Here is a 13,419-nt window from a genome sequence, read left to right as displayed (position 1 = left end):
GGCTTTGTATCACTTTGATACATACAGGCGCGCCAGAAACCGCGAAAAACCGCAAAAATGCGCGGCCCCTGGCAATGGCCGGCGAATCCACACGAGATATTTCATGAAACACACTCTGCGTCTGGCGGCCCTGTCCGCCCTGTTCCTCACGTCCCTGGCCCAGGCCGCCGGCAGCCTCGACATCGATGTCCACCGGGACGCCAACTGCGGCTGCTGCAAGAAGTGGATCGAGCATTTGCAGGCCAACGGCTTCAACGTCCGCGATCATGTCGAAGCCGACATGAGCCCGGTCAAGCAGCGCCTGGGCGTGGCACCGCGCCTGCGCTCCTGCCACACCGCGGTGATCGACGGCAAGTTCGTCGAGGGCCACGTACCGGCCGAACAGGTGCTGGCCCTGCGCAAGCGCGACGACCTGCTGGGCATCGCCGCCCCCGGCATGCCCATGGGCTCGCCCGGCATGGAGATGGACGGCATGGGCGCCGACGCCTTCCAGGTCATCGGCCTGACCCGTGACGGTAAGGATGTGGTGGTTGCACACTACCCGGCCCGTTGATTCTCGGCGCCTACCTCGGCCTGTTCCTCGCGGCCTTCGCCGCCGCCACCCTGCTGCCCCTGCAATCGGAAGCGCTGCTGGTGGGCCTGCTGCATAACAGCCAACTGAGCGTGCTCGGGCTATGGCTGGTGGCGACCCTGGGCAATGTGCTGGGCTCCCTGGTCAACTGGTGGCTGGGGCGCCGTCTGCAACATTACAAGGATCGCCGCTGGTTCCCAGTCAGCCCACGGCACCTGGAGCGGGCCCGCCGGCACTATCAGCGCTACGGCCACTGGTCGCTGCTGCTGAGCTGGATGCCACTGATCGGCGACCCGCTGACCCTGGTGGCCGGCGTAATGGGCGAGCCACTCAAGCGTTTCCTGCTGCTGGTGAGCCTGGCCAAGGGCGCCCGCTACGCCGTATTGCTGTGGCTGACCCTGGGCTGGCTGGCCAGCCCGGGCACTTGACGGCCAGCCCCTAGCGGCCTGGCCATCCGCCTCCCGGAACCGGCTTGCCGACAGGCCGGCGCCAATGAATATCCGCGTGCGCATGGCCACAAATCTGCGCCATGATCGGCAACCTCAGCAGGCCCCGCCGGGCCGCTTGATCCCTCCCCGAATCAGGAGCCCGAACATGACGCTGCAGATTGCGGTAATCGACGATTGGCAAGACGTGGCCCGCGAGGTGGTGGACTGGTCGGTGCTGCAGGGCATCGGCCAGGTCAGCTTCCTGCATGACTACCCCGGCGACCGCGAGCTTCTGGTGCAGCGCCTGCTGCCGTTCCAGGTGATCTGCGTGATGCGCGAGCGCACGCTGTTCGACGCCGCTCTGCTGCAACGCCTGCCCCGACTCAAGTTGCTGCTGACCGGCGGCATGCGCAACGCCGCCATCGACCTGGAGGCCGCCAAGGCCCTGGGGATCCAGGTCTGCGGCAGTGACAGCTACCGGCAGGCCGCCCCGGAACTGACCTGGGCCCTGCTCATGGCCCTGACCCGCAACCTGCTCAACGAAGCCAATGCCCTGCGCGCCGGTCACTGGCAACAGGGCCTGGGCGGCGACCTGCACGGCAAGACCCTGGGCCTGCTCGGCCTGGGCAACATCGGCCAGCGGGTGGCGCAGTTCGGTCAGGTGTTCGGCATGCGGGTGATCGCCTGGAGCCAGAACCTCAGCGCCGAACGCGCGGCCGCCGCGGGGGTGACCCTCGTCGGCAAGCAGGCCCTGTTCGAACAGGCCGATGTGCTCTCGGTGCACCTGGTGCTCAGTGAACGCAGCCGCCACCTGGTGGACGCCCAGGCCCTAGCCTGGATGAAGCCCGACGCGCTGCTGGTCAACACCGCCCGGGGGCCGATCGTCGACGAAGCGGCGTTGATCGCCGCCCTGGAACAGGGCCGGCTGGCCGGCGCTGCCCTCGATGTGTTCGCCGAAGAACCCTTGCCCGCCGAGCATCCGTTCCGGCGTCTGCCCAATGTCCTGGCCACGCCCCATATCGGTTATGTCAGTCGACAGAACTACCGAGTGTTCTTCAGCCAGATGATCGAGGACCTGCAGGCCTGGCACGCCGGCCGGCCCATCCGCCTGCTCAACTGACCCGCCTCCCCTGCCCATTATCGGGCAAGGCGCCCCAGGCCCTGCACCAGCCGCAGGCAGGGCCTCGGCGTTTTCGCACCGCTAGCGCAGCGGCCACGCTCGCCGACGGTGCAGCCACGACCTTTCGTCGGCAGACGTCCATGCTCGCGCCAGCCCTCCGGAGGAAAACCCGGGGGGCCACGGCGACGCTCTAGGTTCTGTCCTAGACTGAAATTCGCCCCGTGACCGGTCGGTCACTTTGACACTGAAAAAGTCGAAACTTTTCGCTTCGGCCCAGGGTCAGGTTAAAGGTAGGGTCGCTGCCACTGGTGCATTCCTTGCAACGGCTCCTCCACCCTTTCTGCTTCAGCGCTCGAGCAGCTCAGGCTGATCGATGTGTGGCGCGTTTGCGTCCGGCCACAGGAATTGGCCGCCAGCACTTCAATAAAAACCGGAGAGACCTATGATCAGCGCCGTATTGAATACTCAGGGAGAGCATCCTCAACCGCAGGCCGGCGAACGCGCCGCCCAGCCGACTTCGGGGAGCAAGACGGTGCTGCCGCTGGCCCGGCACAATCCCAACCGCAAGCGGGTGCTGTTCGTCACTTCGGAAATCGCCGACCTGGTCAAGACCGGCGGCCTGGGCGATGTCTCCGCCGCCCTGCCCCGGGCCATGGCCCACCTGCACGATGTACGGGTGCTGATCCCCGGCTACCCCCAGGTGCTGCACAGCGAGAACCCGATCCACATCATCGGCGAGCTGGGCGGCCACGCGGCGCTGCCGGCGTGCAAGATCGGGCGCATGGACATGCCCGACGGCCTAGTGATCTACGTGCTGATCTGCCCGGAACTCTATGAGCGCGAAGGCACGCCCTACGGCGCCAACAATGGCCGCGACTGGCCCGACAACCACATTCGCTTCGCCCGCCTGGGACTGGCCGCCGCCGATATCGCCGCCAACCTGGCGCAGATCCACTGGTGCCCCGATCTGGTGCACGCCCACGACTGGCCCGCCGGTCTGGCCCCGGCCTACATGCACTGGCGCGGACAACGCACGCCGACCCTGTTCACCATCCACAACCTGGCCTACCAGGGCGTGGTCAGCCTGGCCTCCTGCCCGGAGCTGGGCATTCCCGAACACGCCCTGCAGCAGGAAGGCATGGAGTTCTACGGCAAGCTGTCGTTCCTCAAGGCCGGCATGGCCTACGCCAGCCACATCACCACGGTCAGCGCCACCTATGCCCAGGAAATCACCACCCCGGCCTTCGGTTGCGGGCTGGACGGCTTCCTCGCCAGCAAGACCCAGCAGGGTCTGCTCAGCGGCATTCCCAACGGCATCGACGAGAGCTGGGATGCCGCCACCGACAGCCATCTGTTCCGCCCGTTCAGCATCGGCGACTGGGAAGGCAAGGCGGCCAATGCCGCCTATGTGCGGCAGATGTTCGGCCTCGACCCCAGCAGCGGCCCGCTGTTCGCCGTGGTTTCGCGGCTGGTCTACCAGAAGGGCCTGGACCTCACCGAGGCGGTGGCCGAGTTCATCGTGCAAGCCGGTGGCCAGATCGCCATCATCGGTCGTGGCGAACCGGAAGAGGAACAATCCATGCGCGCCCTGGCCCAGCGCTTCCCCGGGCGCATCGGGGTGCATATCGGCTTCAACGAAACCGACGCCCGACGCATGTTCGCCGGCAGCGACTTCCTGCTCATGCCGTCACGCTACGAGCCCTGTGGCCTGAGCCAGATGTACGCCCAGCGCTTCGGCTCGCTGCCGGTGGCGCGCAACACCGGCGGGCTGGCGGACACCATCGACAATGGCGTCACCGGGTTCCTGTTCGACGAATCCACGGTCCCCAGCTACCAGCAGGCCCTGGCCCGGGCGTTCAAGGTGTTCGCCTACCCGGCACTGCTCAACGCCATGCGCTGCCGGGCCATGGCGGCACCGTTCAACTGGTGCAAGGCGGTGGAGCCCTACGCCGAGCTCTATGAGCAACTGGTGGCCAAATCCCTGGGGCAGGCCGTGAGGCCGTAAGGGGCCGGGGCCGATGTCACGCCATCACTCGGCGCGCCACGGCGCGCGTGTTCTGGACGCGGCGCGCACCCGCTTCGCCCTCTGGGCCCCGGATGCGCGCAGCGTCAGCCTGGAACTCGACCAGGGCCAGTCGCTGCCCATGCAGCCCCAGGCCGATGGCTGGTTCGAGCTCGAGGCGCCCTGCCCCCCGGGCAGCCGCTACCGCTTCAAGATCGACCAGCAACTGCTGGTGCCGGACCCGGCGTCCCGGGCCCAGGACGGCGACCTCAACGGCCCGAGCCTGGTGGTCGCCGCCGATGCCTATCAATGGCAGCACCCCACCTGGGCCGGCCGGCCCTGGCACGAAGCGGTGATCTACGAGCTGCATGTGGGCGTCATGGGTGGCTACCAGGCGGTGCAACAGGCCTTGCCGGGCCTGGTGGAGCTGGGGGTGACCGCCATCGAGCTGATGCCCCTGGCGGAGTTCCCCGGCGCGCGCAACTGGGGTTACGACGGGGTGCTGCCCTACGCGCCGGAAGCCTCCTACGGTCCGCCCGAAGCGCTCAAGGCGCTGATCGACTGCGCCCACGGCCTGGGCCTGGCGGTCATTCTCGACGTGGTCTACAACCACTTCGGCCCCGACGGCAACTACCTGCCGCACTACGCCAAGGGCTTCTTTCGCCAGGACCTGCACACCCCCTGGGGCGCGGCCATCGACTTTCGCCGCCGCCCGGTCCGCGACTTCTTTATCGACAACGCCCTGATGTGGCTCCTGGACTACCGCTTCGACGGCTTGCGCCTGGATGCGGTGCACGCCATCGACGACCCGGACTTTCTCCTCGAACTGGCCCGGCGGGTGCGCCAGGCCGTGCCCCCCGGGCGCCATGTGTGGCTCAACCTGGAGAACGAACGCAATCAGGCCAGCCTGCTGCAACAGGGCTTCGACGCCCAGTGGAACGATGACGGCCACAACGCCCTGCACGTGCTGCTGACCGGCGAAACCGAAGCCTATTACGCCGACTTCGCCGACGACCCGACCGCGCAGCTGGCGCGCTGCCTGAGCCAGGGCTTCGCCTTCCAGGGCCATGCCGACCGCCACGGCAAGGTCCGCGGCGAACCCAGCGGCCATCTGCCCCCCAGCGCCTTCGTGCTGTTTCTGCAGAACCACGACCAGATCGGCAACCGGGCCTTTGGCGAGCGCCTCAACCAGCTGGCGGCGCCCCAGGCCCTGCACGCCGCGACGGCGCTGTTGCTGCTGTCACCGATGATTCCGCTGCTGTTCATGGGCGACGAGGTCGCCGCCCAGGAGCCCTTCCTGTTCTTCACCAGTCACCAGGGGCCGCTGGCCGAGGCGGTGCGCGAGGGCCGGCGCAACGAGTTCGCCGCCTTCGGCGCCTTTGCCGATGCCCACCAGCGCCAGCGCATCCCCGATCCCAATGCCCTGTCGACCTTCCAGGCCTCGCGCCCGCAGCCCGACTCCGACCAGGGCGCCGCGACCCGGGCGCTGTACCGCAGCCTGCTGCAGATCCGCCATCGCCAGTTAATCCCGCGCCTGCCCGCAGCCCGGGCCCTGGACACCCGGGTACTGGCCGAGGGCGCCCTCAGCGCGCGCTGGCGCCTGGGCGATGGCAGCCGCCTGCGCATCGACCTCAATCTGAGCCCGCACCGGGTCGAGCTGGCCCCCGAGCCCGCGGGGCAACTCTGGTTCGAACACCCACCCCGCAGCCTCGACCACTGGCGCCAGGGCTGGCTGCCGGCCTACAGCGTGGTGGTGCAGCTGGACGACATACACGCCCCGACAGCCCCTGATGGAGAACGCCGATGAGCGATGCGCAACTGGAACTGCTGGCCAGCCGCGCCGGCCTGGCCGTGGATTGGGTCGATGCCAACGGCCGGGCGCAAAGGGTCGAGCCCCGGGTCCTGCGGGCAGTGCTGGCGGGCCTGGGCCACCCTGCCGACAACGACCAGGAAATCCAGCACAGCCTGCGGCAATTGCAGGCACTGCAACAGAGTCGGCACCTGCCGCCGCTGCTCACCGCCGATGTCGGCCAGGGGCTGGACCTGTCCCGCTACTTTGCGGCGCAGACGCTCTGCGCCATCCATCTGGAAGACGGCAGCCAGCTGTCCCTGGCCCTGGATGAGGCCGGCGTGCTGCCCGGGGTGCTGCCCCTGGGCTACCACGGGATACAGGTGGGCGACGAACACTTCGTCCTCGCCGTGGCCCCCGAACGCTGCTACAGCGTGGCCGACGCCGTGGACCAGGCCACGCCCCGCGCCTGGGGCCTGGCGGTACAGCTGTATGCCCTGCGGCGTCCCGGGGATGGCGGCTTTGGCGACACCCAGGCCCTGGAAGACCTGGCCCGCCAGGCCGCCGAGCGCGGCGCCGACGCCCTGGCCATCAGCCCGCTGCACGCCATGTTCGCCGCCGATCCCCAGCGCTACAGCCCCTATTCGCCCTCCAGCCGGCTGTTTCTCAACAGCCTGTATGCGGCGCCGGCGGCCATTCTCGGCGACCGGGCCTGGCGCAACGCCATCCAATCCTCGGGCCTCGGCGAACAGCTGCAGGCCCTGGAGCATCAGCCGCTGATCGACTGGCCCCAGGCCGCCAAGGCCAAGCAGCAGGCCTTGCGCGCCCTGTACGAGGGTTTCTGTCACGGCCAGCATCCGCTGCACGAGGACTTCGCCAGCTATCGCCGGGCCGCCGGCGAAGCCCTGGAAAACCACTGCCGCTTCGAAGCCATCCAGGCCCAGCGAGCGGCCCGTGGCGAGGACCTGGACTGGCGCCACTGGCCAGAACAGTGGCGCAACCCGGCCAGCCCGGCCCTGGCCCGGTTTGCCGAGGAGCACGCCGAGGAAATCGGTTTTCACGCCTTCTGCCAGTGGCTGATCGCCCGCAGCCTGGAACGAGCCCAGAGCGCGGCCCGCGGCGGCGGCATGGGCATCGGCCTGATCGCCGACCTGGCGGTAGGCGCCGACGGTGGCGGCAGTCAGGCCTGGAGCCGCCAGGAACAGCTGCTGGCGTCCCTGACCGTGGGCGCGCCACCGGACGTACTCAATCGCCAGGGCCAGGGCTGGGGCATCTGCGCCTTCTCCCCCGAGGGTCTGCAGCGCCATGGCTTTCGTGCCTTCATCGAAATGCTGCGGGCCAACTTCGCCCACGCCGGCGGCCTGCGCATCGACCATGTGATGGGCCTGCAACGCCTGTGGGTGATGCCCCTGGGCGCGCCACCCAGCGACGGCGCCTACCTCAATTACCCGGTGGACGACCTGCTGCGCCTGCTGACCCTGGAGTCCCATCGGCATCAGGCCATTGTCCTCGGCGAAGACCTGGGCACGGTGCCCGACGGCCTGCGCGACAAGCTGGCCGCCCGGGCCATGCTCGGCATGCGCGTGCTGCTGTTCGAACAGGACCACGGCTGCCACTTCAAGCCGATCCTCGACTGGCCGGACAACGCCCTGGCCACCACCAGCACCCACGACCTGCCGACCCTCACGGGCTGGTGGCAGGGCCGCGACATCGACTGGAACCTGCGCCTGGGCCTGGTGGACGAACACGGCGCCCGGCAATGGGCCGAACACCGCCAGCGCGAGCGTGACGGCCTGCGCCAGGCCCTGGCCCGGGACCCGCAGAACTTTCGCCGGGACTGCCAGGAAACCGAGCAGGTGATCGACGCTGCCGTGCGCTTTCTCGGCCATACCCGGGCGCCGCTGGTGCTGCTGCCCCTGGAGGACGCCCTGGGCATCGACGAACAGGCCAACCTGCCCGGCACCCTCGACAGCCACCCCAACTGGCGCCGGCGCCTGGCCAGCGCGAGCCGCCGCCTGCTGGAGGACAGCGACGCCGCCCGGCGCCTGGAACTGCTGGCCTGCGCCCGCCAGCAAGCCTTTGAGCGTGACCGATGAGCCCCTGCCTGCCGCCGCTGCGGGCCAGCCTGCGCCTGCAGTTCCACCGGGGTTTCAGCCTCGACCACGCCGTGCCCCTGGTGCCCTACTTCGCGCGCCTGGGCATCAGCCACCTCTATGCCTCGCCGCTGCTGTGCGCCCGGGCGGGATCGATGCACGGCTACGACGTGGTGGACCCGACCCGGGTCAACCCGGAACTGGGCGGCGAAGCGGCCCTCAGGCGCCTGGTGAGCGCCTTGCGCGCCCATGGCATGGGCCTGATCCTCGACATCGTCTCCAACCACATGGCGGTGGGCGGCAGCGACAACCCCTGGTGGCTGGACCTGTTGCAGTGGGGGCGCCTGAGCCCCTATGGCGAATTCTTCGATATCCAGTGGCACTCCCCCGACCCGCTGATGCACGGCCAGCTGTTGCTGCCCTTTCTGGCCAGTGACTACGGCGTGGCGCTGCAGCAAGGCAGCCTGCCCTTGCTGCTGGACGAGGATCTGGCGGGCTTCCATGTGCAGCACCACGCGCATCGCTTCCCCATCTGCCCCGCCGATTACGGCGAGCTGCTGCGGATCGACCCGACCCGGGCACCGGCGGCCGCGGCCGAGCTCAAGGCCCTGGCCGACGCCTTCGACGCCCTGCGCTCGGATGCCGCTGCCCACGCCCGGGCCCGGCCCCTGCAACAGGCCCTGGCGCGCCTGCTGCAACAGCCGGCGCTGCGCCAAGCGCTCACCCGGCGGTTGCAAGACTACGACGGGCGCCAGCCCGAAGGCCTGGAGCGCCTGCATCAGTTGCTGGAGCGCCAGAGCTACCGGCTGGCCAGCTGGCGCACCGCCGCCGACGACATCAACTGGCGGCGCTTCTTCGACGTCAACGAGCTGGGCGGCCTGCGGGTCGAGCGCCCGGCGGTGTTCGAAGCCACCCACGCCAAGATCTTCCAGCTGATCGAGGACCAACTGGTGGACGGCCTGCGCATCGACCATATCGACGGCCTGGCCGATCCCCGGGCCTACTGCCGCAAGCTGCGGCGCCGAGTCCAGCGCCTGCGCCCGGGCCAGCACCTGCCGATCTACGTCGAAAAGATCCTCGGCGCCGGAGAAAGCCTGGCCCGCGACTGGGGCGTGGACGGCAGCACCGGCTACGAATTCATGAACCAGCTGTCGCTGCTGCAGCAGGCCGCCACCGGCCAGCCACTGCTGGCCGAACTGTGGAGCCGGCACAGCCAGCGGCCGGCGCAGTTTGCCCAGGAAGCGCAGTTGGCCCGTCAGCAAGTCCTCAATGGCTCTTTGGCCAGCGACTTTGAAAGCGTGGCCCAGGCCCTGCTGCAAGTGGCGCGCCTGGACCTGATGAGCCGCGACCTGACCCTGGGCGCCATTCGCCGGGCCCTGCAGGAGCTGATCGTGCACTTTCCGGTGTATCGCACCTACATCAGCGCCCGGGGCCGTGGCCCCCAGGACCAGCGGGTGTTCCAGCAGGCCATGCAGGGCGCCCGCGACAGCCTGGGCGAAGCCGACTGGCCGGTGCTCGATTACCTGGAGCGCTGGCTCGGCGGCCAGGGCTGGCGGCAGCAGCCGGCGGGCCGCCCACGCAAACTGCTGCGCCACGCCGGCGTGCGCTTCCAGCAACTGACCTCGCCGACGGCGGCCAAGGCGGTGGAGGACACCGCCTTCTATCGCTCGGCGGTGCTCCTGGCGCGCAATGACGTGGGCTTCAATACCGAGCAGTTCAGCGCTGCGCCGGCGGCCTTCCACAGCGCCTGCGAACAGCGCCTGGAGCAGTTCCCCGACAACCTGCTGACCAGCGCCACCCACGACCACAAGCGCGGCGAGGACAGTCGCGCGCGCCTGGCGGTGCTCAGCGAGCGCGCGGCCTGGTACGTGCGCCAGGTGCAGGCCTGGCGGCCGCTGGCCGAGCCCTTGCGCCAAGGCCGCGCCGCCCCCTCGGCGGCGGATGAACTGATCCTCTACCAGACCCTCCTGGGCAGCTGGCCCCTGGACCTGTCGGCCGATGATCAACCGGCCCTGGCCGACTACGCCCGGCGGATCGGCCAGTGGCAGCTCAAGGCCCTGCGCGAAGCCAAGCTGCACAGCAGCTGGGCCGCGCCGAACCTGGAGTACGAAGAGGCCGTGCAAGGCTTTATCGAGCGCCTGCTGTGCGCGCCCGAGGGCCTGCCCTTGCGCCGCTCGATCGCCGACGCGGTGAACGCCATCGCCCCCGCCGGCGCCCTCAACAGCCTGGCGCAAACTTTGCTGCGCATGACGGTGCCGGGGGTGCCGGACCTGTATCAGGGCAACGAGTTCTGGGACTTCAGCCTGGTGGATCCGGACAACCGCCGGCCAGTGGACTACGAGGCGCGGGAACAAGCACTCGACCGCCTGGGCGAGCCCCGCCAGTGGCTGGCCAGTTGGCGCGACGGGGGCATCAAGCAAGGCCTGATTGCCCGGACCCTGGGCCTGCGCCGCCAGTACCCGGAGCTGTTCCGGCGTGGCCGCTACCGGGCCTTGCCGGTGCTCGGCCAGGAGGCCGGACGGGTCCTGGCCTTCATGCGTGAATACCAGGAGCAACGGCTGCTGGTGATCGTGCCGATCCGGGCCGCCGCGCTGCTGGAAGACAGCGCAGTGCCTAAGGTCGATGCACAACGATGGGGCGATACCCGGGTGCAACTACCGTTCACCGCCTCGCGCCGCAAACTGAATGGACTTTTTTCAAGCGCCGCAGTCACACCCCATGAGCAATTGCTGATCAGTGCCGTGTTGCAAGACTTTGCGCTCAACCTTTTGATTCAACATTGAAGCCAGCCCAGGAGCATTGCGATGAGTACCGACGACAAACGCATTCGTGAATTCGCCTATCAGATCTGGGAATCGGAAGGCAAACCCCAGGGCCAGGAGGCCCGGCACTGGGACATGGCGCGCAAGCTGGCCGAAGCCGAAGCCCTGGCGCCGCCGCCTCCGGCCAAGGTCGCCAAGCCCAAGGCCCGGACCGCCGCCAAACCCAAGGCCAAGCCGGCCGCCGCCGTGGTCCTGCCTCCGGGCGAAAAGCCGGCGGCGAAGAAACCCCGGGCCCCGCGCAAGCCGCCCGCCCACTGACGCCATTCCCCACCCGTTGATCGCCGTCGAGCCGTGGCGCGTGTGGGCGCCACCCGGGGTTCCTGCGCCCGGAAAAAGTCGCGGGAGCACGGGTATCAGACCCTTTCATCAGACCTGCAGGAGCAACCATGAGCCGATCCAAGCAGACTCCCGAGCACGAAGCCTCGCGCATCCGTGAAGGCCTGCCCTTCCCCCTGGGCGCCACCTGGGATGGCCTGGGGGTGAACTTCGCGCTGTTCTCGGCCAATGCCACACGGGTCGAACTGTGCCTGTTCGACGCCGCCGGCGAAGTGGAACTGGAGCGCATCGAACTTCCCGAATACACCGATGAGATCTTCCACGGCTACCTGCCCGATGCCCACCCAGGGCTGATCTACGGCTACCGGGTGCACGGCCCCTACGACCCGGTCAACGGCCATCGCTTCAACCCCAACAAACTGCTGATCGACCCTTATGCCAAGCAGTTGGTGGGGGAACTGAAATGGTCCGAGGCGCTGTTCGGCTACACCATCGGTCACCCGGACGCCGACCTGAGTTTCGATGAGCGCGACAGCGCGCCCTTCGTGCCCAAGTGCAAGGTCATCGACCCGGCCCACACCTGGGGCCACGACCAGCAGATCAAGGTGCCCTGGGACAAGACCATCATCTACGAGACTCATGTGCGCGGCTTCACCATGCGCCATCCGGCGGTGCCGGAGCACCTGCGGGGCAGCTTTGCCGGGCTGATGGTCGACGACGTGCTGGAGCACATCCGCAAGCTGGGGGTGTCGTCGGTGGAGCTGCTGCCGATCCACGCCTTCGTCAACGATCAGCACCTGCTGCACAAGGGCATGACCAACTACTGGGGCTACAACAGCATCGCCTTCTTCGCCCCGGACCCGCGCTACCTGGCCAGCGGCAAGATCGCCGAATTCAAGGAAATGGTCGCGCACCTGCACGAGGCCGGGCTGGAGGTGCTGCTGGACGTGGTCTACAACCACACCGCCGAAGGCAACGAACAAGGCCCGACCCTGTCCATGCGCGGCATCGACAACGCCTCCTACTACCGCCTGATGCCCGACGACAAGCGTTTCTACATCAACGATTCGGGCACCGGCAACACCCTGGACCTGAGTCATCCGTGCGTGCTGCAGATGGTCACCGACTCCCTGCGCTACTGGGCTACGGAGATGCACGTGGACGGTTTCCGCTTCGACCTGGCGACCATCCTCGGCCGTTACCACGATGGTTTCGACGAGCGCCACAGCTTCCTCGTGGCCTGCCGCCAGGACCCGGTGCTGCGCCAGGTGAAGCTGATCGCCGAACCCTGGGACTGCGGCCCCGGCGGCTACCAGGTGGGCCGCTTTCCGCCGGGCTGGGTGGAATGGAACGATCGTTTTCGCGACACCGTGCGCGCCTTCTGGAAAGGCGACGACGGCCAGCTGGCGGACTTTGCCGGGCGCATGACCGCCTCCGGCGAGATGTTCAACCAGCGCGGCCGCCGCCCCTACGCGTCGGTCAACTTCGTCACCGCCCACGACGGTTTCACCCTGCGCGACCTGGTGTCCTACAACGACAAGCACAACCAGGCCAACGACGAGAACAACCAGGACGGCAGCGACAACAACCTGTCCTGGAACCACGGCGTCGAAGGCCCCACCGACGACCCCGAGATCAACGCCCTGCGCTTGCGCCAGATGCGCAACTTCTTCGCCACCCTGCTGCTGGCCCAGGGCACGCCGATGCTGGTGGCCGGCGACGAATTCGCCCGCACCCAGCACGGCAACAACAACGCCTACTGCCAGGACAGCGAGATCGGCTGGGTCAACTGGGCGCTGGACGCCGACGGCAAGGCGCTGCTCAAGTTCGTCAAGCGCCTGATCAAACTGCGCCTGAACTACCCGATCCTGCGTCGCGGACGCTTCCTGGTGGGCAGCTACAACGAGGACCTCGGGGTCAAGGACGTCACCTGGCTGGCCCCGGACGGCAACGAGATGAGCACCGAACAATGGCAAGACCCCCACGGCCGCTGCCTGGGCATGCTGCTGGACGGCCGCGCCCAGGAAACCGGGATCCTGCGCCCCGGGGCCGACGCCACGGTGCTGCTGGTGGTCAACGCCCATCACGACATCGTCAATTTCCGCCTGCCCGAGGTGCCGGCCGGCGAGTTCTGGAGCTGCATGCTCGACACCCACCAGCCGGCGGTCCGCGGCCAGGAGCGTTTCGCCTTCGGCCACGAGTACTCGGTGACCGGGCGTTCCCTGCTGCTGTTCGAGCTGCAACACGAACACCAGGAGTGATCCGCGCCCAGGCTTGCCGGGTGTTCGTCAGAAGCTCGGGCCCGGCGAGAAAATCCG

The 13,419-nt window shown here is 68.4% G+C and carries 9 protein-coding genes; all 9 read left to right on the top strand.

Annotation, left to right across the window (positions count from 1 at the left end; all coding sequences use genetic code 11):
- Positions 1-103: 103 nt before the first annotated feature.
- The 9 genes from GWQ44_RS23905 to glgX all read left to right on the top strand — a co-directional run bounded on the left by GWQ44_RS23905 (position 104) and on the right by glgX (position 13,362).
- Positions 104-553 carry a DUF411 domain-containing protein gene (locus GWQ44_RS23905; RefSeq protein WP_016966717.1) on the top strand — a complete coding sequence of 150 codons (450 nt, stop codon included), beginning with the start codon at positions 104-106 and terminating at the stop codon, positions 551-553.
- Positions 550-999: a YqaA family protein gene (locus tag GWQ44_RS23900; RefSeq protein ID WP_016966718.1), complete on the top strand. Its 450-nt coding sequence runs from the start codon at positions 550-552 to the stop codon at positions 997-999. Before GWQ44_RS23905 ends, GWQ44_RS23900 begins: the two co-directional genes overlap by 4 nt.
- A gap of 166 nt (positions 1,000-1,165) precedes the next feature.
- Positions 1,166-2,119, top strand: coding sequence for a D-2-hydroxyacid dehydrogenase family protein (locus GWQ44_RS23895; protein ID WP_016966719.1), 954 nt, complete (start codon positions 1,166-1,168; stop codon positions 2,117-2,119).
- Between the two features lie 442 nt (positions 2,120-2,561).
- Positions 2,562-4,124, top strand: a complete 1,563-nt coding sequence (glgA, locus tag GWQ44_RS23890; protein WP_016966720.1) for a glycogen synthase GlgA — start codon at positions 2,562-2,564, stop codon at positions 4,122-4,124.
- Positions 4,125-4,137: 13 nt separating this feature from the next.
- Positions 4,138-5,928: a malto-oligosyltrehalose trehalohydrolase gene (treZ, locus tag GWQ44_RS23885; RefSeq protein WP_275928392.1), complete on the top strand. Its 1,791-nt coding sequence runs from the start codon at positions 4,138-4,140 to the stop codon at positions 5,926-5,928.
- Complete coding sequence (gene malQ, locus GWQ44_RS23880; RefSeq protein WP_275928391.1) at positions 5,925-8,006, top strand: 4-alpha-glucanotransferase; 2,082 nt, start codon at positions 5,925-5,927, stop codon at positions 8,004-8,006. The genes treZ and malQ overlap by 4 nt, the downstream gene beginning before the upstream one ends.
- On the top strand, positions 8,003-10,786 hold the full coding sequence (locus GWQ44_RS23875) for a malto-oligosyltrehalose synthase (RefSeq protein ID WP_275928390.1): 2,784 nt from the start codon (positions 8,003-8,005) through the stop codon (positions 10,784-10,786). The genes malQ and GWQ44_RS23875 overlap by 4 nt, the downstream gene beginning before the upstream one ends.
- Before the next feature lie 21 nt (positions 10,787-10,807).
- On the top strand, positions 10,808-11,083 hold the full coding sequence (locus GWQ44_RS23870) for a DUF2934 domain-containing protein (protein ID WP_047304566.1): 276 nt from the start codon (positions 10,808-10,810) through the stop codon (positions 11,081-11,083).
- Positions 11,084-11,211: 128 nt separating this feature from the next.
- Positions 11,212-13,362 carry a glycogen debranching protein GlgX gene (gene glgX, locus GWQ44_RS23865; protein ID WP_047304567.1) on the top strand — a complete coding sequence of 717 codons (2,151 nt, stop codon included), beginning with the start codon at positions 11,212-11,214 and terminating at the stop codon, positions 13,360-13,362.
- Positions 13,363-13,419 lie beyond the last annotated feature (57 nt).

Source organism: Pseudomonas sp. 3MA1 (assembly GCF_029237275.1).
Taxonomy (GTDB): Bacteria; Pseudomonadota; Gammaproteobacteria; order Pseudomonadales; family Pseudomonadaceae; genus Aquipseudomonas; species Aquipseudomonas fluorescens_AP.
The sequence above is the reverse complement of the archived record's forward strand: the minus strand, read 5'-3'. Positions and strand labels throughout refer to the sequence as shown.

Excerpts from the sequence above, each read along its gene's own strand:
- GWQ44_RS23905 (WP_016966717.1), top strand. The coding sequence starts at position 104 with ATGAAACACACTCTGCGTCTGGCGGCCCTGTCCGCCCTGTTCCTCACG.
- GWQ44_RS23870 (WP_047304566.1), top strand. The coding sequence starts at position 10,808 with ATGAGTACCGACGACAAACGCATTCGTGAATTCGCCTATCAGATCTGG.
- glgX (WP_047304567.1), top strand. The coding sequence starts at position 11,212 with ATGAGCCGATCCAAGCAGACTCCCGAGCACGAAGCCTCGCGCATCCGT.
- treZ (WP_275928392.1), top strand. The coding sequence starts at position 4,138 with ATGTCACGCCATCACTCGGCGCGCCACGGCGCGCGTGTTCTGGACGCG.
- glgA (WP_016966720.1), top strand. The coding sequence starts at position 2,562 with ATGATCAGCGCCGTATTGAATACTCAGGGAGAGCATCCTCAACCGCAG.
- GWQ44_RS23895 (WP_016966719.1), top strand. The coding sequence starts at position 1,166 with ATGACGCTGCAGATTGCGGTAATCGACGATTGGCAAGACGTGGCCCGC.
- malQ (WP_275928391.1), top strand. The coding sequence starts at position 5,925 with ATGAGCGATGCGCAACTGGAACTGCTGGCCAGCCGCGCCGGCCTGGCC.
- GWQ44_RS23875 (WP_275928390.1), top strand. The coding sequence starts at position 8,003 with ATGAGCCCCTGCCTGCCGCCGCTGCGGGCCAGCCTGCGCCTGCAGTTC.